At 69.4% G+C, this 18,539-nt stretch carries 18 protein-coding genes and 4 tRNA genes; 8 read left to right on the forward strand and 14 right to left on the reverse strand.

Annotated elements, in window-relative coordinates; genetic code table 11:
- Positions 1-54: 54 nt before the first annotated feature.
- The 4 genes from thrS to DV20_RS37090 form a co-directional block, all read right to left on the reverse strand.
- Positions 55-2,082, reverse strand: coding sequence for a threonine--tRNA ligase (gene thrS, locus DV20_RS37075; RefSeq protein WP_043788076.1), 2,028 nt, complete (start codon positions 2,080-2,082; stop codon positions 55-57).
- Positions 2,083-2,215: 133 nt separating this feature from the next.
- On the reverse strand, positions 2,216-2,830 hold the full coding sequence (locus DV20_RS37080) for a malonic semialdehyde reductase (RefSeq protein ID WP_043788077.1): 615 nt from the start codon (positions 2,828-2,830) through the stop codon (positions 2,216-2,218).
- Positions 2,831-3,085: 255 nt separating this feature from the next.
- Positions 3,086-4,606: a sugar transferase gene (locus tag DV20_RS37085; protein ID WP_043788078.1), complete on the reverse strand. Its 1,521-nt coding sequence runs from the start codon at positions 4,604-4,606 to the stop codon at positions 3,086-3,088.
- A gap of 743 nt (positions 4,607-5,349) precedes the next feature.
- Positions 5,350-5,421: transfer RNA gene (locus DV20_RS37090), tRNA-Val, on the reverse strand.
- Between the two features lie 390 nt (positions 5,422-5,811).
- On the opposite strand from DV20_RS37090, the gene DV20_RS37095 reads away from it, so the two are divergent.
- The 4 genes from DV20_RS37095 to DV20_RS37110 all read left to right on the forward strand — a co-directional run bounded on the left by DV20_RS37095 (position 5,812) and on the right by DV20_RS37110 (position 6,593).
- Positions 5,812-6,237 carry an SsgA family sporulation/cell division regulator gene (locus DV20_RS37095; protein WP_013227152.1) on the forward strand — a complete coding sequence of 142 codons (426 nt, stop codon included), beginning with the start codon at positions 5,812-5,814 and terminating at the stop codon, positions 6,235-6,237.
- Between the two features lie 112 nt (positions 6,238-6,349).
- Positions 6,350-6,422, forward strand: a tRNA-Gly gene (locus DV20_RS37100).
- Positions 6,423-6,446: 24 nt separating this feature from the next.
- Positions 6,447-6,517, forward strand: a tRNA-Cys gene (locus tag DV20_RS37105).
- Between the two features lies 1 nt (position 6,518).
- Positions 6,519-6,593: transfer RNA gene (locus tag DV20_RS37110), tRNA-Val, on the forward strand.
- On the opposite strand, the gene DV20_RS46855 is transcribed toward DV20_RS37110, so the two are convergent.
- The 3 genes from DV20_RS46855 to DV20_RS44455 all read right to left on the reverse strand — a co-directional run bounded on the left by DV20_RS46855 (position 6,564) and on the right by DV20_RS44455 (position 8,140).
- Positions 6,564-7,034 carry a site-specific integrase gene (locus tag DV20_RS46855; protein WP_235191105.1) on the reverse strand — a complete coding sequence of 157 codons (471 nt, stop codon included), beginning with the start codon at positions 7,032-7,034 and terminating at the stop codon, positions 6,564-6,566. The genes DV20_RS37110 and DV20_RS46855 overlap by 30 nt on opposite strands.
- Positions 7,035-7,242: 208 nt before the next feature.
- Entirely contained in the window at positions 7,243-7,740 is a 498-nt protein-coding gene (locus tag DV20_RS46860; RefSeq protein WP_235191106.1) for an N-terminal phage integrase SAM-like domain-containing protein, read from the reverse strand.
- Between the two features lie 178 nt (positions 7,741-7,918).
- Positions 7,919-8,140 carry a helix-turn-helix domain-containing protein gene (locus tag DV20_RS44455; RefSeq protein WP_235191107.1) on the reverse strand — a complete coding sequence of 74 codons (222 nt, stop codon included), beginning with the start codon at positions 8,138-8,140 and terminating at the stop codon, positions 7,919-7,921.
- A gap of 651 nt (positions 8,141-8,791) precedes the next feature.
- On the opposite strand from DV20_RS44455, the gene DV20_RS37125 reads away from it, so the two are divergent.
- On the forward strand, positions 8,792-9,013 hold the full coding sequence (locus tag DV20_RS37125) for a hypothetical protein (protein WP_051736287.1): 222 nt from the start codon (positions 8,792-8,794) through the stop codon (positions 9,011-9,013).
- 285 nt (positions 9,014-9,298) lie between these two features.
- Complete coding sequence (locus DV20_RS45240) at positions 9,299-9,700, forward strand: hypothetical protein (RefSeq protein ID WP_152603806.1); 402 nt, start codon at positions 9,299-9,301, stop codon at positions 9,698-9,700.
- A 218-nt stretch (positions 9,701-9,918) separates the two neighbouring features.
- On the opposite strand, the gene DV20_RS37130 is transcribed toward DV20_RS45240, so the two are convergent.
- Positions 9,919-10,773 carry a LysR family transcriptional regulator gene (locus DV20_RS37130; protein ID WP_043788082.1) on the reverse strand — a complete coding sequence of 285 codons (855 nt, stop codon included), beginning with the start codon at positions 10,771-10,773 and terminating at the stop codon, positions 9,919-9,921.
- A gap of 94 nt (positions 10,774-10,867) precedes the next feature.
- Between DV20_RS37130 and DV20_RS37135 the strand changes: the two genes are divergently transcribed.
- Positions 10,868-11,749, forward strand: coding sequence for an aldo/keto reductase family oxidoreductase (locus DV20_RS37135; RefSeq protein WP_043788098.1), 882 nt, complete (start codon positions 10,868-10,870; stop codon positions 11,747-11,749).
- Positions 11,750-11,841: 92 nt separating this feature from the next.
- On the opposite strand, the gene DV20_RS37140 is transcribed toward DV20_RS37135, so the two are convergent.
- The gene (locus DV20_RS37140; protein WP_043788083.1) at positions 11,842-12,219 is read right to left on the reverse strand and encodes a VOC family protein; all 378 of its coding nucleotides are present in this window, start codon (positions 12,217-12,219) and stop codon (positions 11,842-11,844) included.
- 104 nt (positions 12,220-12,323) lie between these two features.
- Here DV20_RS37140 and DV20_RS37145 point away from each other — a divergent pair, with 104 nt between their 5' ends.
- Complete coding sequence (locus DV20_RS37145) at positions 12,324-12,902, forward strand: TetR/AcrR family transcriptional regulator (protein WP_043788085.1); 579 nt, start codon at positions 12,324-12,326, stop codon at positions 12,900-12,902.
- Between the two features lie 248 nt (positions 12,903-13,150).
- Here DV20_RS37145 and DV20_RS37150 read toward each other — a convergent pair whose 3' ends face one another.
- From DV20_RS37150 to DV20_RS37170, 5 genes are all read right to left on the reverse strand, one after another.
- Complete coding sequence (locus tag DV20_RS37150) at positions 13,151-14,536, reverse strand: MFS transporter (RefSeq protein WP_051736288.1); 1,386 nt, start codon at positions 14,534-14,536, stop codon at positions 13,151-13,153.
- 26 nt (positions 14,537-14,562) lie between these two features.
- The gene (locus DV20_RS37155) at positions 14,563-15,363 is read right to left on the reverse strand and encodes an ArsR/SmtB family transcription factor (protein WP_043788087.1); all 801 of its coding nucleotides are present in this window, start codon (positions 15,361-15,363) and stop codon (positions 14,563-14,565) included.
- Positions 15,364-15,437: 74 nt separating this feature from the next.
- Positions 15,438-16,406, reverse strand: coding sequence for an aspartate carbamoyltransferase (locus tag DV20_RS37160; RefSeq protein WP_043788088.1), 969 nt, complete (start codon positions 16,404-16,406; stop codon positions 15,438-15,440).
- A gap of 67 nt (positions 16,407-16,473) precedes the next feature.
- Positions 16,474-17,346 (reverse strand): ThiF family adenylyltransferase, encoded by an 873-nt coding sequence (locus DV20_RS37165; RefSeq protein WP_043788089.1) that lies wholly within the window; start codon positions 17,344-17,346, stop codon positions 16,474-16,476.
- A 65-nt stretch (positions 17,347-17,411) separates the two neighbouring features.
- Positions 17,412-18,539: CarB family protein (locus tag DV20_RS37170; RefSeq protein ID WP_456356079.1), on the reverse strand; the 1,128-nt coding region annotated here is incomplete at its 5' end.

An 18,539-nucleotide genomic window follows, 5' to 3' on the forward strand; every position in this document is an offset into this window, starting at 1 on the left:
GGGGGCTTGTCCCCCGGCCGGGGTCCGGGGCTTGGCCCCGGGAATCACCGTCACTCACCGAACGACCGTCTCCAGCGCCTCGGCCGACGGCGACGCGTTTTCGCGGCGCCCGACCCACTCCGCGATCGCCTCGACCGCCTTCGCCACCGGCACGCCGTTGATCTGGCCGCCGTCGCGGAAGCGGAACGACACCGCGCCCGCCTCGACGTCCTTGGCGCCGGCCAGCAGCATGAACGGCACCTTCTGCGTCGTGTGCGTGCGGATCTTCTTCTGCATCCGGTCGTCGCTCGCGTCGACTTCCGCGCGGATCCCCTTGGCGCGCAACGCCTTCTCGACGTCCCGCAGGTACTCCACCTGGTCGGCGGTGATCGGGATGCCGACCACCTGCACCGGCGACAGCCACGCCGGGAACGCACCCGCGTAGTGCTCGGTCAGCACGCCGAAGAAGCGCTCGATCGAGCCGAACAGCGCGCGGTGGATCATCACCGGGCGCTGGCGCGAGCCGTCCGGCGCGGTGTACTCGAGCTCGAACCGCTTGTTCTGGTTGAAGTCCAGCTGGATGGTCGACATCTGCCAGGTGCGGCCGATGGCGTCCTTGGCCTGCACCGAGATCTTCGGGCCGTAGAAGGCCGCGCCGCCCGGGTCCGGGACCAGCTCGAGGCCGGAGTCGACGGCGGCCTGTCGCAGCGTCTCGGTGGCCTCCTCCCACTCCCAGTCCTCGCCGATGAACTTGTCGGAGTCACCGCGGGTGGACAGCTCGAGGTAGAAGTCGGAGAGCCCGTAGTCGGCGAGCAGGTCGAGGACGAACTTCAGCAGCGACTTGAGCTCGCCCGGCATCTGCTCCTTGGTGCAGTAGATGTGCGAGTCGTCCATCGTCAGCCCGCGCACGCGGGTGAGGCCGTGCACCACGCCCGACTTCTCGTAGCGGTAGACGGTGCCGAACTCGAACAGCCGCAGCGGCAGCTCGCGGTAGGACCGCCCGCGCGAGCGGAAGATCAGGTTGTGCATCGGGCAGTTCATGGCCTTGAGGTAGTAGTTCTCCTCGTCGAACTGCACCGGCGGGAACATCGTGTCCGCGTAGTAGGGCAGGTGGCCGGAGGTGTGGAACAGCTCGCCCTTGCTGATGTGCGGGGTGTTCACGAACTCGTAGCCCGCCTCCTCGTGGCGGCGGCGCGAGTAGTTCTCCAGCTCGCGGCGGATGATGCCGCCCTTCGGGTGGAACACCGGCAGGCCGGAGCCGATCTCCTCGGGGAAGGAGAACAGGTCGAGCTCGGCGCCGAGCTTGCGGTGGTCGCGGCGCTCGGCCTCGGCGATGCGCTCGAGGTAGGCGTCCTGCGCCTCGGCGGATTCCCACGCCGTGCCGTAGATCCGCTGCAGCTGCGGGTTCTTCTCGCTGCCCCGCCAGTACGCGGCGGCGACGCGGGTCAGCTTGAACGCCGGGATGAACTTCGTGGTCGGCACGTGCGGACCACGGCAGAGGTCACTCCAGACACGTTCCTTGGTGCGCGGGTCGAGATTGTCGTAGATGGTGAGCTCGCCCTCACCGACCTCCATCACCTCGGAGGTGTCCACTTCGGATTTGAGGTCGACGAGTTCGAGCTTGAACGGCTCGTCCGCCAGTTCCTTCTTGGCCTCGTCGACGGAGTCGAAAACGCGCCGCGAGAACTGCTGGGCGCCCTTCACGATCTGCTTCATGCGCTTTTCGAGCGCCTGCAGGTCCTCCGGGGTGAACGGCTTGTCGACGGCGAAGTCGTAGTAGAAGCCGTCCTTGACCGGCGGGCCGATGCCCAGCTTGGCGTCCGGGAACTGCTGCTGCACGGCCTGGGCGAGCACGTGCGCGGCCGAATGGCGGATGACGCTGCGGCCGTCGTCGGTGTTCGCGGCGACCGGTTCGACCTCGGCGTCGGCTTCGGGCGCCCAGGCGAGGTCGCGCAGCTTGCCGTCGGCGTCGCGGACCACGACGATCGTGTCCTCGCCCTTGGTCGGCAGGCCGGCCTCGCGGACCGCCGCGCCCGCCGTAGTGCCCGCCGGTACCACCACGCGGGAGGCGGCCACGGGGGAAACGGGGGGCGACTGCGACACGATCGGCTCCTCAAGCTGGAGTGACAGAGATGACGTCGTCGATGCTAGTCGTCGGCCCCCGCGCGCCTCACGCGCGTCGCGCGAACGCCGGGCGGGCCGCCCCCGGTTCCGGGGGCGGCCCGCCCGATCGACGTCAGAGGGTCTCGACGACCTGGTCGAAGTCCAGCCGCGGCAGGCGGTCGAACCACGGGTTCTCGCCGGGCTTGCCGACGTTGACGATGACGAGCGAGCGCCACTTCTTGTCCGCGAAGAACTCGTCGTCGACGCCCTGGGCGTCGAAGCCGGTCATCGGGCCGGCGGCCAGCCCGGCGGCGCGGACGCCGATGATGAAGTAGCCGACCTGCAGCAGCGAGTTCAGCTTGGCGAACTCGACGCGCCCCTGCTCGTCGGCGAACTTGTCCTTGACCCCGGGGTTGTGCGGGAACACCTGGGGGATGTTCTCGTGGAAGTCGACGTCCGCGGCGAGCACGACGGTCAGCGGCGCGGCCGCGGTCTTGTCCCGGTTGCCCGGGGCCATGTGCGGGAGCAGGCGGGCCTTCGCCTCGGCGGTCCGGAGCACCAGCGCGCGCAGCGGCTGGGTGTTCATCGACGTCGGGGCCCACTTGACGAGGTCGTAGATCGCGCGGACCTGCTCCTCGGTCACCGGCTCGGAGCTGAAACTGTTGGCCGTGCGGGCCTCGCGGAACAGCAGGTTCTGGACGTCCGCGGGGACCTGGAGGGCTTCGGTCTGCTCGGCAAAGGTGGTCATGGGGCTGAGCTTCCTTCCGTTGGGTCGGTACCCCGTCCAACCAAGTTGAGCGTTGAACTATTTCGTGGGCGCCACCCGGCGGCGGTGAACTGCCCCGGCCGGCCCGGGTCTTCACGGCGGATAGGGGCATCAGCCCCGCCTGGCGGCTCGACGTGCGTGGTGGGCGGGCACGACCGGTCGCGCGGCGCGACAAAACACGGCCGCCGGCCCCGTGACGGGAGCCGGCGGCCGTGGTGCGCGGCGCGGCGGGACGGGTCAGTAGGCGCCCTGCCCGCCCATCACCGCGCGGAACGTCTTCCAGAGGATCATCAGGTCGAGGGCGAGGGACCAGTCCTCGACGTACCGCAGGTCCAGGCGGATGCTCTCCGCCCACGTCAGGTCGCTGCGCCCGCTGACCTGCCAGAGCCCGGTGAGGCCCGGCTTGACGAGCAGCCGGCGGCGGGCGTCGGGCGCGTACTGCGCGGTTTCCTCCGGCAGCGGCGGCCGCGGGCCGACGAGCGACATCTTCCCGGAAAGGACGTTGAACAGCTGCGGCACCTCGTCGAGGGAATACCGGCGGAGAAAACCACCCACGCGGGTGATACGCGGGTCGCGCTTCATCTTGAAAAGCGGGCCCGCGCCTTCGTTGTCTTCGGCCAGGGTCTGCTTGATGGCGTCGGCGTTGGTGACCATCGTCCGGAACTTGAGCATGGTGAAGGTCGCGCCGTCGCGGCCGACGCGGCGCTGGCGGTAGATGACCGGGCCGCGGTCGTTCAGCTTGATGGCGACGGCGATCAGCAGCAGCAGCGGGGACAGGAGGGTGAGCAGCAGCGCCGAGCCGCAGCGGTCGACGATCTCCTTCACCACGCGACGGCCGCCGGTGAACATCGGCGCGGTGACCCGCAGCAGGGGCATGCCGAGCACGCCGGTGACGTTGAGCCGGGGGCCGGCGACCTCCATCAGCACGGGCGCCACGACCATCTCCGCGCCGGTGCCCTCCATGTCCCAGGCGAGCCGCTGCAGCCGCTTCGGCGTCCAGTACTGGTCGGCGGTGATCGCCACGACGCGGTAGCCGCCGCGCCGCACGTGCCGGGACAGCTCCTCCAGCCGGCCGACGACCGGGACGCCGTCGATCTCGCCGCTGTCGCGGTCTTCGCCGTGGCCGCTGAAGGTGCAGGCGGCTTCGACGCGCCAGCCGACGTGCACCTCGGAGCGGGTGCGGGCGATCAGGTCGGCGACGGTCTCCGGGCTGCCCGCGGCCATCACCGGCAGCAGGCAGAGTCCCTTGGCGCGCTTGCGGTGCAGCACCTGGCGCAACAGGTAGCGCTGCGGGAAGGCGACCAGCGCGATGGCCGGGACGACGACGAACACCCAGACCTGGACCTCGAGGGCGCCGAACAGCAGGCCGCCCAGCGCGACCAGGACGGCGGCGGTGATGAAGCCGCGGCCGAGGGTGCGGTACTCCTCCGCGCCTTCGCCGAGCACGCGCGGGCTCCAGGCCCGGCTGGCGGGCAGCGAGACGAACACCGCCAGCATGGTGCCGAAGGCGTGCATGTCGTGCGGGGCAACGCGATCGATGACGAACGCGCTGATCGCGATCACCAGCAGCGTGATGAAGACGTCGCCGCCGATGACCCAGGCTCTGTACCGCGCTTCCCAGTCCGCGGGCCACGCCTTGGCGGACGGGCCCCCGTCATCGGGCTGCTCGTCCCGCTTGACGGGACGCGGGATGGCCTGGAGGTCGATGTGCGGCGGTGGCTGGCTCACCGTGTACGAAGGCCGCACCGACTCTTCCATCTGACCTCCCGGGAACTGGATCGAGTTGAGCCGCGGGCACGCAGCGTCACCCCAGATGATTTCGGAGAGTCACTGCATCTCAGTGGTCGCGCAGAGCCCGCGGAGGCTTCACACGGCAAGTTATCGGCGACCCTCTCGGCAGTGTTACAAGGATTTCCAGCCACATGCTGCGTGACATCCCCGCCAGAAATGGCCGGAAGATAACAAGACGAAGACGATACGTGAGAGAGGGTATCCCCGCGAAAACTACGTTCCGTAGCGAAAAGGGTGATGCCCGCACCCGGGTGGACCAAGCACCGCCGAATGGCCCAGCGGCCCCTCGGAGATCTACTGTGGACACTGTTGAGCCAGCTCGCTCCACAGTGGACCCACCCGGTGCGGCGCCGGCGCCGCGCGAGTCCGGCGGCCACCCTCGGTGACATTCGTCGCCACTTCGTCACACGCCACGGTTCTGTCACACGTGGCCGCCGCCCGCCGGCACGGGAAGTGCCCAGGATCACATCCGGCCTCCCGCAGGGCTGACGTTCGACAAGAAACCGCCGCGGCGGCAGAGTTCGAAGGCAGTTCCGGCGAGCCCCGGCGACGGGGGCGCGAACCGCTCTCGCAAGCTGATACGGGCGATCCGAACGGATCGTTCACTCCGCTTCGGCGGACCCCTGGGAATCGCGGGCCGACCTCGAGCCCGACACAGCAGGAGAGCCCCGCTCACCTCTTCGGCGAACGGGGCTCTCTCGGCTCTCGCGTGGGCGATACTGGGATCGAACCAGTGACCTCTTCGGTGTGAACGAAGCGCTCTCCCGCTGAGCTAATCGCCCGCTCGCGGTGTTACCGGAAACTTTAGCGTACGACTTTCAGGCGCCTGCAAACGGGTGGTCCTGGCCGACCACACTCCGCTTACCGGCGAGTACGGAACGAACAACCCCGAGCTAACCGGGGTTGTCCGTGCGGGGGGCCGCCTGACGCCACGTTCGACATCCGTGCGACGGTGCTATCGCCCGGCGACTAAACCGCGCAGTATGGAGGCGTGGGCCCCGCGGGGTGCGCCGGTCAGTTGCGCGCCGCGGGTGGTCACGGGTGGAGACGGGGGCCGAAGAGCCCGGACGGGTGATCTGCGGCGCACCCGCGACGGAATCGGCCTCCAGATGCGTCCAAGCAGTGACGCCCTCGGCCGGGCCGGGCCGGGAAGGGAGACGAAGGGTAGGACGATGCGCAACGATCACGTGACGCTCCGCTCGACGGCGGTCTTCGACCTGCTGGCGCCGCGGACTCCCGCGGTTCCGGTCAAGGTGGAGCTGCGCTACGACACACGCGACCCGTACGCGGTCGTCGCCGCCTTCCGCACCGGCCGCGCCGGCTGGGTCGAGTGGGTGTACGCCCGCGACCTCCTCGCGGACGGCCTCCTGGCCGACGCGGGTGACGGGGACGTCCGCATCCGCCCGTCCGTCGAGGACCCCGAAGCGGTCCTGATCGAGCTGAACTCGCCCTCCGGCCACGCCATGTTCGAGGCGTCCGCCCAGGAGCTGGCCGACTTCCTCGACCGGACGTACGACGTGGTGCTCCCGGGCAACGAGCACCTCTGGGTCGACGTCGACGACGCGCTCACCCACCTGATCCCCCACGATCTGGCCTGATGACGGCCCCGCAACGGCGGAGTGACACCCCGGTGTCAGCCCCGTTTCCGGGGTCCGATATGGTTTTCCCACACCACGGCGACGGGGGAACGACCTCCCGGAGCTGGGGAGTGCGGATGTAGCGCAGCTGGTAGCGCATCACCTTGCCAAGGTGAGGGTCGCGGGTTCGAATCCCGTCATCCGCTCGATAGGCTCTCGGGCCTAGTCACGGTGGAGTGGCCGAGAGGCGAGGCAACGGCCTGCAAAGCCGTGTACACGGGTTCGAATCCCGTCTCCACCTCGCGCGATTAGCTCAGCGGGAGAGCGCTTCCCTGACACGGAAGAGGTCACTGGTTCAATCCCAGTATCGCGCACCATATGCTCTTGCAGGTCTGAAGCCCTGTCCCTCCTCGGAGGGGCGGGGCTTCAGTCGTCAGATGGCGATGGGTGCCCGGCCGGGATCCAGACCCTCGGCGGGACCGCAGATGCGGGAACCAGGACACCAGCTTCGCCCGCTCCCCCGGATACAGCGACCGCTGCCACCGCTCCTCCAGGGCATCCAGAACCTGGTTCACCATCGCCGGCGTCACGTGGTCGTAGGCCCGCGCGATGCCCTTCATCTTCTGCCCCAGCCGCGCGCGCCGCGCGACCTCCGGGATCCCGTCCTCGGTCAGCCAGGTGGCATGCGTGTGCCGTCCCTCGTGAAACGTGAACGTCGGCAGGATCGGCGACGCCGCTCCCCCGCACCAGGGTCGTCGAGTTCGTTGCCGTCCCACGCCGGCCGCCAGAACCGGATCCGGAAGTTCGACCGCCGCCACGGATGCCCCTCCGGCGTACACAGCACGAACGGCTCCCGGTGGCTGTCCATCAGCTCCTCGTACTGCACCGCGATCCCCGGTGGCAGGGCTACGACCTCGTGCCCGCAGGCGTCTTGGTCCGGCCCTTCTTCGGCCGGGAGTTCCCCCGCCGCGTCGGTGGCGGCCATCGGAGAGATGATCATCACTCTTCCGACCTCCTTTGTAGACTTTACCCGCCCCCTCCTTCAGCGGCGTCCGGATCTCGATGCCACGGCGCTCTGAGTCGTACTCGTGCCGCTGCTGGCCCACGAGTTGACCCCAACGGGCGCCGGTATAGACATCCATCAGACACAGCACGAACCCCCGACTTGCCCAACCCCATCTCGTAGAGCCGCATCGCGGCTCGCAGCGCCTGGGCAGGCGTAGCCACCAACCGCTCCGTATCGAACTCCCCCATCGACACGCGCACGCCGTTGCGCAGCGCGAAGTATGACGACACCGATGACTCGGCGTAGTCCTCGTGAAGCTCCGAGAGCCACCGCTCGATCTCGACGTACCCGTTGAAGTTCGCGATCAGCGGCCACGCGTTCCACTGAGGGAGCAATTGGTTGTCCAGGAACGACCGGTATTTAGCGATCGTGTTCAGCTCCAGCCGCGGCGCGACCGCCTCGAGCCACTCCTCGGCGAAGTCCCCGAACCGCGTCTCAGCGTCTCGCGGTCCAGCCACAGGTTCCGCCGGATCAACGCCTCCTGCTCAAGACCCCAATCCTCAGCAGCCTTCTCTGTCGGAAACCCCGATTTGCTGTCCCACGTCCCATCAGGACGCTTGTGCCGGGCTCGCCGGTCCCGGATTCTTCTTGGCCGTAAGCCATCCTTTACTCCTCCTTCTGCCACCCCGCCCCGCCTCACGCGGCGCGGAAATCCCTAGCAAGGTCCTCAACGGACACCCGCCGTCGCGGTGGCTTCACCGGGGCAGCACCGAGCCGCACGATCTCGGCGACATCGCCGCGGGTGAACCGGTAGTGCTTACCGAACCGGTGATGCGGCAGCACCCCGGCGGCGGCCTGGTCCTTCACCATCCTCGACGACAGCTGCAACAGCTCCCCCACCTCTTTCGCGGTCAGCAACGCATCCGAATCCCCCGGTGCTCCGGCACGGCCGCCAGGACCGCCGCAACGAGCTCGCGGATCGCATCAGCGACAGCGCAACGCCGCCGTGCCCGTGGTCGCATTCGTTCTCCCTTCTCGTTGTCGAACAACCGAGTCGGTCAGGGAAGTGTTCGCCGCAGCACACATCTATCCACGCCGATAACACGACCGACAGTGGATAGAATCGCCAAAGAAACTCAAAGAGTCTCGTATATGAGACAGATGATCAAGAACCTCACGATCGAGATACTCGACGACACGAGAGGAGGTGGGCGCCGTGGGCCTGTCCGCCGGTTTCGATCCAGCCGTCGACGAACAGCACGCGGTCGCCACTGTGGATCAGGTTTTGCCCAGCCGAGGGTGAGGTGCCGGTCTTGGCAGTCCGGTGGTGTGATTCGCTGCAGCCAGGCGTCACTGTCGCTGGAGGGCAATCGGGTTTCACCTGCGCGACGTGTTCTACCGCTTGCTTGGGCCGGTGAATTCTGAGACCACGACGCACGCCTGTACCATTGCTTCGCCTAGGTCAGGAGGGGGAAACCGGTGGATCTCACGGGTCGGCGGGCAGCAGTCAGGACGCTCATTGAGGCCCATCGCAAGGCGCCGTTCCCAAGTCGGTGGCGAGGTGCCGATGTGGGAGGCATCGACATGGTGATGCTCGATGCGCACTCAGCTGGTTGTGTCGCCGTCTGGCTGGAGCAACAGGGTCTCCTGGACGATCGGAGATGGGGGGTGCTGGCCGAATGCGAGCAGCGCCTCATCCGGGTCATCCCCGAGCTCGACACCTACGGTCGCGAGTACTACCAGCGGATTCTGGATATGACGGTATTGGCGCTGGACGCGAACCGCCGATAGCAACGTCGGAATCCGGACGATCTCTGGTGGCCAGTCGAGGAGCCCGCGAGATCGCCTCCGCCTGCGACGTCCACCGCTACGACAAAGTGCCGGTGACCGACGCACCAATGAGCCCGCGCCAGCGGAGTTCGTGTCTGAGCAGGACATCGCTTCTGCCGCTGACTGGCCGCCGGTCGGGACGCACGCTCATGCCGATGAGCGCATCGCGCGACCTGTGCGTGCTCCCCAACGATGGGATCACCGGCCGCGGGCAGGGAGTGGTACAGCGACGACGATGATCGAACGTTGCTGGACATCGCTACCAACGTCATCGCGAACATCGTCTTCTGGCTCGGATCGTGCTTCGCAGTTGCAGCGCTGGCCCGGCTCGCGCAACGGCGCTTCCGCCGTTTTCTCGGCACACCATCTACCTGGGGCGCCGCCTGTCTCCTTCACCGCATCGTCGACCAGCCACAGAGCCCTGAAACGGCTAACGCTCGCCAATACCGAAGAGCAGACGTTGTGCGGTCAGCGACTTCAATGGGCACCGCCCAAGCGTTCGCGAGCCTTTTCCTCGATTTGGGCCACACCGACCGTCGTGGCGATGGCAAGTGCCTCCTGCCAGAGCCGGACTGCTCGCGGGCGATCACCGGCGGTGGCCAGGGTGCTCCCGTGGTTCCGCACCGCGTCAGCATCTTCTGTGCGTGACCGTAGGTGGTCGGCGAGCAGGGACAAAACCTGGCCCAGCTGGTCCTTTGTCGACGAAGTGGCGGCGGCTGCCTTCCATCGGCGGACATGGGGTTTCCTCGCACTTGCTCCTTCAGACGGGTGTCTGTGCCGGTGACGAGCCGAGGGTGCCCAGCGGCGGACTATCTTCCCAGACCGCTTCGACAAGCCGTGCTACCGGCGCGGTATCAAGCGGTGGGTCAGAGCCGCGAGGCCGTCCGGATCAGCCCGGCCAGAGCGCGCGAGCGGCTGTGCGCGGGCCAGACGATGTGGGTCGTGACCGGTGGAGCGTCGCTCAGGGGGACGGCCGCGTGCTCGTCCCACAGCCACGTGCGGGCGGACTCCGGGAAAACCGCCACCGTGCGGCCGAGGGCGATCAGCTGGGCCAGCTGAGTCTGGTCGTGGATTTCGGGTCCTGGGCCGGGGGCGTCGGTGTCCTGGCCGGCCCAGCGGGCGAGCGGAAGATCGGGCACGTCCGCGATGTCGTTCAGTGACAACGTCTTCCGCTCGGCCAAGGGGTGTCTGGCGGGCAGGATCGCCACCTGCGGCTCCGTCATCAGTGCGACGCTGTCGAACCCGGTCAAGGAGTTGTACGGCGTGTGCATGAGCGCCACGTCGGCGCGGCCGTCGCGCAGCATCTCCTCCTGTTCGCACGTTCCGCTCGGCAGGACCTCGATCTCGGCGGCACCGGGCTCGGCCGCGTAGGCGTCGAGGAGCTTGTTCAGCAGTTCGTGGAACGCGGCGGCCTTCACCGCCAGTACCAGCCGGTCGCGGGCGCCGTCCTGATGGCCGGCGCGGCGGGTGCGGCGGACCGCGGCGGCCGTCGCGTCGAGCGCCACGCGGCCCTCCTGCCGCAGGATTTCCCCGGCGCCGGTCAGCGAGACGCCGCGGCGGTTGCGTTCCAGCAGCGTGACGCCGAGACGCCGCTCGAGCTGCTGGATCGCGCGGGACAACGGGGGCTGGGCTATGCCGAGGCGTTCGGCGGCCCGGCCGAAGTGCAGTTCGTCGGCGACGGCGATGAAGTACCGCAGCTCGCGGGTCTCCACAGTGTCCATGCCACAGCGTAGCTGGCTGTGATACTTCGTGAGTATCACAGTGCACCGGATCGGTGTTGGCCGCCCCGCCCGGCAGCGGGTGAAGATCGACGGCATGAGCACTGATCAACTCGAACTTTCCCTGCCCGGTGGCACCTGGTCCCTGGGCGAGCTGACCGTGACCCGGTTCGGCTACGGCGCCATGCAGCTGGCCGGCCCCGGGGTCATGGGGCCGCCCGCCGACCGCGAAGGCGCACTCGCCGTGCTCCGCAAGGCCGTCGAGCTCGGCATCACCCACATCGACACCGCGGACGCCTACGGCCCGCGCGTCACCAACCAGCTGATCCGCGAGGCACTGCACCCCTACCCCCAAGAGCTGCACATCGTGACCAAGGTCGGCGCCCACCGCGACGCGCACGCCGGCTGGCCCCCGGCCCGCCGGCCCGAGGACCTGCGCCAGGCCGTACGCGACAACCTCGAAAGCCTTGGCCTGGACCGGCTCGACGTGGTCAACCTTCGCCTCGGCGACGCCACGGGACCGCAGCCCGGCTCGCTGGCCGAGGCGTTCGGCACCCTGGTCGAACTGCAGCAGCAGGGCCTGATCCGGCACCTCGGCGTCTCCAACGCGACCTTCGAGCAGGTCGCCGAAGCGCAGGCGATCGCGCCGATCGTGTGCGTGCAGAACATGTACAACCTCGCCCACCGCCACGACGACCCGCTGATCGACGAGCTCGCCGGCCAGGGCATCGCCTACGTGCCGTTCTTCCCGCTCGGTGGGTTCAGCCCGCTGCAGTCCTCGGCACTGTCGGCTGTTGCCCACCGGCTGGGCACGACACCGATGTCGGTCGCCTTGGCCTGGCTGCTGCAGCGCTCGCCGAACATCCTGCTCATCCCCGGGACCTCGTCGGTCGCGCACCTGACCGAGAACCTCGCCGGCGCGGCTGCCCGGCTCTCCGGCGACGACCTGGCCGAGCTGGACAAGATCGTCCGAAGCTGAGGCGGTGCCGCAGCGGCGGGAGCGGATCGCCGCCGGCGTTGGTCGATTTCTGCCCGCGTTCCTCGATGAGGCCGCGATGCAGTGCCGGCCGTTCAGTGTCCGGTGGAGTAGATGTTGACGAGGTTGCCGTCGGGGTCGCGCAGGAGCATCGACCGGTTGCCCCATGGCTGGTTGGTGGGTTCCTGGACCCAGGCGGTGACCTGGTCGCTCAGGCGGGCGCGTTCGGCGTCGACGTCGTCGACCTCGAACTCGATGATGGCGGATCGGTTGGCGGCGGCCACGGCGGCGTTGTTGTTGAAACGGTTGACCGCCGCGCTGTCGGCCAACGCGACGATGCCGCCTTCGGTGTGCAGTTCGGCGTAGTCGCCGGACCCGAAGGGGGTCACGGGCTCGGTGTTCGTGAGCGTGGAGTAGAAAGCGGTCAAGGCGGGCAGGTCATCGGTGACGAGGCGGATTGAGGCGAGCTTCACGGCGTTCTCCTGGCTGCTCCCGGCGAGCCGGACCGTCCGGCTCCCCGAAACAGTACGGTACAGTACCGTACTGTTTTTCCGAGGAGAAGAACGGAGATCGCCACGTGGCCCGATCCGGGGACTTCGTCGACGCTCGCGTCCAGCGGTCCAAGGCCGCGGTGCTCGCCCAGACGTACGAGTTGCTCTCGGCGGGCGGCATCGGCGGTGTCAGCATCGACGAGGTGTCACGACGCTCGGGCGTCTCCAAGACCACGATCTACCGCCACTGGCCGTCACGGGCCGCGCTGCTGATCGAGGCGTGCTCGACGATCGGGTCGGCGCCTCCGGTCCCCGACACGGGCAGCTTCGGCGGGGATCTCGTCGCCTTGGCCGAGGCGTTGGCCGAGCAGCTGCGGACTGCCCGCTGGGCGGCGGTCCTGCCCTCCATCGTGGACGCCGCCGAGCGCGAGCCCGAGCTGGCCGGGCTCCACGCGGATCTGCACGCCCGGTTGATGGCTCCGTTCGGCGTGGTGACCGAACGCGCCCGAGCCCGCGGTGAGCTCGCCGCGGATCGCGGGCCGGCCGACGTCACCGCCGCCGTCGCCGGCCCGCTGTTCTACCGTCGCTGGTTCTCCCGCGAGCCGCTCGACACCGCATTCGTCGCGCGCGTCGTAGAGGACGCCCTCGGCCATCTCGGCGTCTAGCGCGGCCCCGAAAGAGCAAGAACCAATTGGATCCCGCCAGCTGCCTGGCGGCGATCGGTGGACGGGACCGGCGAGCTCGCCGCCGCGGAGTCGGGTGACCGATCGTGGCCCGGGGAGAAGCCCGGCGCCACGAACCCGGTCACCAGCACCACGACCACTCGACGTGCTCGCCGCGACCCGCTGGGAGCCACGCGTCGCACACCCAACCCGGCCGCGACGTCCGGTTCGCCGCCGTCGAAACCAGACCGTCAGTCCGATCGGCGGGGAATGGTCAGCCAGGTCAAGCCGAGCGCCGCCAGCCAGGTTATTCCGCCGATCAGGCCGATCACGTGCAGGCCGCTGGTGAACGCCGGTCCGTCGGACGGGGAACCCGCTATCGCGCCGTACAACGCGATGGCCAGTGCTCCCGCTGCCTGGCGGGCCGTGTTGTTCACTCCGCTGGCCAGTCCGGCGCGCTCGGGCGGTGCCGCGCGGACCGCCGCCGACACGACCGCCGCCGTCAGCAAACCCATTCCGATGCCCAGGCCGAGCAGGACCGGGAGCAGGCGCACGTAACTGCTGTCCGGGGCGAGCCCGAGCAACGCGAACGACCCCGCCGCGCCGATGAGCAGCCCGCACGTGATCGGCGGGCGCGGGCCGTAGCGGCCGGTGATCCGGCCCGTCACCGGGGCCAGTGCGGCCAGCGGGACGAACAGCGGCAGCAGCATCATCCCGGCCACGAAGGCCGCGTGGTGCTGGACGGTCTGCAGGTACAGCGTGGCGACGAAGACGATGCCGATGCCGACCAGGTTCATGGCCGCCGCCACCAGGTTGGCTCCGGCGAACGCGGGCGTGCGCAGCAACCCGAGCGGCAGCAGCGGATCACGCGCTCGCCGCTCCTGCACCAGGAAACCGAGCAACGCGGCGACGGCGATCGCAGCGGCGATCCAGACCGGTGCCGGGGAACCGCCGTGCCCGGACGCGATGACCGCGTAGACCGTCGCCGCCAGCGTGACGGTGGCCAGTGCCATGCCGGGCACGTCGAGGCGGCGGGCGTTCTGCGCCACGCTGTCCTCGACCAGCCGGATCGTCGCCGGAATCGCGACCGCGATGATCGGCAGGTTGATCAGGAACACCGTCCGCCAGCCGAACCCGGACACCAGCGCGCCGCCGATCAGCGGCCCGGCGGGCAGCGCCAGCGCCGACACGCCGGCCCAGACGCCGACCGCGTGGGCCTGCTCGGCGCGGTCGGGGTAGGCGCGGGTGACGACAGCCAGCGTGCCCGGCAGCAGCAGCGCGGCACCCGCGCCCTGCACGGCCCGCGCGGCGACCAGCACGCCGACGTCCGGCGCCACCCCGCAGACCAGCGAGGCCACGCCGAACAGGCCGAGCCCGGCCAGGACGACGCGCTTGTGGCCGTAGCGGTCACCGAACGTGCCGCCGGCCAGCAGGAGGCTCGCCAGCACCACGGCGTAACCGTCGACCACCCACTGCTGGCCGGCCAGGCCGGTGCCGAGACCGGAGCCGATCCGGGGCAGTGCGACGTTGACGATGGTGACGTCCAGCTGCACCAGGAACATGCCGACGCACATGACGGTCAGGATCAAGCGCCGCCGGGTGGACGAAGGCGCCTGCTGCGTGCTCGTCGGAGCCATGGTGTTCGTCCTCCATTTCCGTGTGGTCAGGCCACCCGGCCCCGCACGAAGCCGGCCGAGTCGATCCCGAAGTGCTCGCCGAGGCCCGCGTGGCCCTCTTCGGTGACCTCCAGTGCGCGGTCCACGCCCTGGGCCCCGCGCCGGACCCACCCGAGCTCTTCGAGGCGGGTGAGCAGCGCGGCGCCGGCGGCCCCGGCGAGGTGGTGGCGCTGCTCGGTCCAGTCGACGCAGTAGCGCACGAGCTTGCGCTTACCGGGGGCGACGGTGACACCCAGCCGGTCGAACAGCGCCCAGCCCGCGTCGGTGATGCGGTACTCGAGGTCGTGCCCCGGCGCCGAAAGCCGGTCGCGGGCGGCCCGCTCCGGGTGGTGCAGGCCGTCACCGCCGGTCAGCGCGCCCTGCTCCAGCATCGACCGCATGAGCGCCACGCCCAGCCGGCCCGCCGCGTGGTCGTAGCAGGAGCGCCCGGCCCGCAGGGCCTCGGCCTTCCGGACCGTCCGCAGCGACCGCGCCGGCCGTGGTGGCGCCAGCTTGGCCAGCGCCTCCAGTGCCTGGGCGACCTCGGCCGAGGCGAGCTGGTAGTAGCGGTGACGCCCCTGACGGCGTACCCGCAGCAGCCCGCCTTCGGTCAGCCGCGCCAGGTGGGCGCTGGCCGTGGACGGGGCCACGCCGGCTTCGGCGGTCAGCAGCGACATGGGCAGCGCGCGGCCGTCGAGCAGGGCGAGCAGCATCGCGGACCGGGCGGGGTGGCCGACCAGCTCGGCGGGGGTCGCGAAATCCGCGTCCCCGCCCAGCCCGGTCGCGGCCGGGTTCCTGGCTTCCCTCATACCTTCCACCGTAGGACCGAGTCGGTTCGCCTGCCGACGAACTGTCGACGCCCGCGCCATCCCACCCGATCGGTTCACGCCTGGCGAAGCAGCCGGCAGAGCAGCGCCGCACGCAGGGCGACCCCGTTGCGGACCCCTTCGAAGTAGTGCACGTTCGGCAGGTCGGTGCTGTCCGCGGACAGTTCGGCCGTGCGGGGCCCGGTGTGGAAGACGTGGGCGTGCGCGCCCACGGTGCTCAACAGCCGACGGTCGAACACGTACCGTTGGGGCAACGGGGGCGCGTCCGGGTCCCGGCGGGCGGCGGGAACGTGGAAGTCGGGCAGCTCGAACGGGATCATGCTGACCGCGTCGACCGACTTCAGCAGGTCCGTCGCCGTTTCCACCTCGTAGGAGCCGACCCCGTACTCGGCCATCACGGAGTCTTCGTCCAGCTGGACGGCGCAGCCCGGCGGCGTCAGGAACACCACCTGCGCGACGCCCAGGCGGCACAGGGCGATCAGGGTCGACCGAGTCGCGCGGCAGGCGGGATCGCCGACCAGCCCGATCCTGGCGCCCTCCACGGTACCGAGCGTCCGGGTGATCATCCAGCTGTCCAGCAGGCCCTGGGTCGGGTGTTCGCGCTCGCCGGAGCCCGCGCTGATCACCGGTACCGGGGACACGGCGGCGGCGCGCTCGCCGGCGTCGTCGTCGACGTGCCGCAGCACCAGCAGGTCGGCGTAGCTCCCGACGACGCGGACGGTGTCCTCCAGGCTCTCCTGGAAGAAGTCCCCGGCCCGAGTGGTCGAGGCATCGGCGAACCCGACGGTCGTGGCGCCGATGCGGCAGGCAGCGGTTTCGAAGCTGAGGCGGGTCCGGGTGCTGTTCTGGTAGAAGCAGCACCCGATCACCGCCCGGGGGGCCAGGTTGGGCAGTACGGCGGGCGGCTGCGCGGCGATCCAGTCCGCGAGGTCGAACAGGGACCGGATCTCCTCGGCCGACCAGTCGAGCAGCGTTACGGCGTGTTCCGGGGTGGTGCGGGTGTCGAGTTGGAACGGAGCGATCACGGGTCCTCCTTGGCCGGTGTGCCGGTGGGGCGGGTGCCGCCGGTCCGGCGGCACCCGTCGAGCGAGCTCAGCGCTCCCACCATTTGCCCTCCACGGTCTTCGCGGTCCACTTCTGCGTGTCCAGCATCGCGTAGCCGGGGGTCACCGGGAGTTCCATCGAGCCGGGCAGCTGGTCCAGGCCGGTGATGGCCTGGCCGAGCCGGGACGCGAGCATGCCCTGCGCCAGCGGCGGGGTCCCGGCGAAGATCGGGCAGGTCAGTTCCTCGATAAACCACTTGTCCAGCGTTTCCCGCTTCGGGTAGTCCGGCATCTCCGGGATGAAGCGGCTGATCAGCTGACGCGCGTTTTCCCGGTTCATCGGCGCGCCCTGCGGGATGCCGAAGTACTCCTCGGCCGTCATGGAGTCCTTGGTCCACTTGAAGAAGAACGTCCGGTGGCCGAACACCGGGGTGAGCATCATGAACCGGCACCGCTCCGAGCGCCGGAACGCCTGGTGCAGCGTGTACCGCGCGTCGAGCTCGTACAGTTCGATCTTGTCGAGGATGTAGTCGCAGCCGTCGACGAATTCGTCGACGCTCTCCGGGGTGATGCCCTCCGGGTACACGTCGATGTTGACGTCGCGGGTGGTGTCGTAGACCAGCTCCGCGACGGCTTCGGCCTTGTTGCGGCCGATGTTGCCGACGGTCGCGCCGAACTGCCGGTTGATGTTGGACGCCTCGAACTTGTCCGGGTCGGCGAGCTTCAGGTTCTGCACGCCCATGCGGACCAGGCGGTCGGCGGTGGCCCCACCGATGCCGCCGCAGCCGGCCACGCCGATCACCGCGTCCTTCAGCTTGGTCTGCCGCTCGCGCTGCTCCTGTTCGGTGTCGCCAAGCCAACCGAGGTTGCGCTTCACGCGCTCCCAGTAGAAGTCGTCGTCGTTCTGAGCGGTGTAGCGCATCCGGTGGGATACCGTGGAATGAGACACTGTGAAACTTCCTCCATTCGTGTTCTTCTTCCGGTCACTCACGCGCGTCGGGCGTGAGCGGTTCTGCACTGGTGCAGTTGCAGCGATCTGCTGCAAAAGCCGCCTTCGATCTGCGCGTCGATGGCGCGTGCGGTCGCCGCGGCAGCGGGAGCGGTGGTGACGCACGGGATCCGGCGGGCGACCGCGGCGGCGCGGAGCCGTCTGCCGGAGTCGGGCCGGGTGCTGATCAGCAACGCCAGTTTCCCGGCGGCGATTTCGTCGAGCACGTCGTCGTCTTCCGCTCGCGTGCACTGCACGTCGCACTCTTCCAGAACATCGGCGGTGCCGGAGGTGGCGAGGATTTCGAACCCGAGGTCGGCCAGCCGTTTCACCGGGAACACCAGTGAGCGCTTGTCGCGGTTGGCGACCGAGACGAACACCCGGCCGGATGTGGGCAGGGAGCCGTAGGCGCCGCTTTGGGACTTGGCGAACGCCTTGCCGAAGTCGACGTCGACGCCCATCACCTCGCCGGTGGACTTCATTTCCGGGCCGAGCAGCGAGTCGACGCCGTGGCCTTCGGGGGTGCGGAAGCGGTGGAAGGGCAGCACGGCTTCCTTCACCGCGACCGGCGAGTCGGCCGGCAGCTGCCCGCCGTCGCCTTCGGCCGGCAGGACACCGCTCTCACGCAGGTCCTTGATCGTCGAGCCGGTCATGATCAGCGCGGCGGCCTTGGCCAGCGGCACCGCCGTCGCCTTGGACACGAACGGCACCGTCCGCGACGCGCGCGGGTTGGCCTCCAGCACATACAGGACGTCGTCTTTGAGCGCGTACTGGACGTTCAGCAGCCCCCGCACGCCCACGCCGCGGGCGATCGCCTCGGTGGAGCGGCGCACAGCCTGCAGGTCGGTGTGCCCGAGCGTGATCGGCGGCAACGCGCACGAGGAGTCACCGGAATGGATCCCGGCTTCCTCGATGTGCTCCATGACCCCGCCGAGGTAGAGCTGCTCGCCGTCGAACAGGGCGTCGACGTCGATTTCGATGGCGTCGTCGAGGAACCGGTCCACCAGCACCGGGTGCTCCGGGGTGACCTCGGTGGCGCGGCGGATGTAGCCGGCCAGCGTCTCCTCGTCGTAGACGATCTCCATGCCGCGCCCGCCGAGCACATAGGACGGCCGCACCAGCACCGG

This window comes from Amycolatopsis rifamycinica (assembly GCF_000695625.1).
In the GTDB taxonomy this organism is placed as follows: domain Bacteria; phylum Actinomycetota; class Actinomycetes; order Mycobacteriales; family Pseudonocardiaceae; genus Amycolatopsis; species Amycolatopsis rifamycinica.

Coding starts and splice junctions, on each gene's coding strand:
- DV20_RS37080 (WP_043788077.1), bottom strand. CDS start 2,830: ATGACCACCTTTGCCGAGCAGACCGAAGCCCTCCAGGTCCCCGCGGAC.
- DV20_RS37085 (WP_043788078.1), bottom strand. CDS start 4,606: ATGGAAGAGTCGGTGCGGCCTTCGTACACGGTGAGCCAGCCACCGCCG.
- DV20_RS37095 (WP_013227152.1), top strand. CDS start 5,812: ATGCGCAACGATCACGTGACGCTCCGCTCGACGGCGGTCTTCGACCTG.
- DV20_RS37130 (WP_043788082.1), bottom strand. CDS start 10,773: ATGGACACTGTGGAGACCCGCGAGCTGCGGTACTTCATCGCCGTCGCC.
- DV20_RS37135 (WP_043788098.1), top strand. CDS start 10,868: ATGAGCACTGATCAACTCGAACTTTCCCTGCCCGGTGGCACCTGGTCC.
- DV20_RS37150 (WP_051736288.1), bottom strand. CDS start 14,536: ATGGCTCCGACGAGCACGCAGCAGGCGCCTTCGTCCACCCGGCGGCGC.
- DV20_RS37155 (WP_043788087.1), bottom strand. CDS start 15,363: ATGAGGGAAGCCAGGAACCCGGCCGCGACCGGGCTGGGCGGGGACGCG.
- DV20_RS37165 (WP_043788089.1), bottom strand. CDS start 17,346: ATGCGCTACACCGCTCAGAACGACGACGACTTCTACTGGGAGCGCGTG.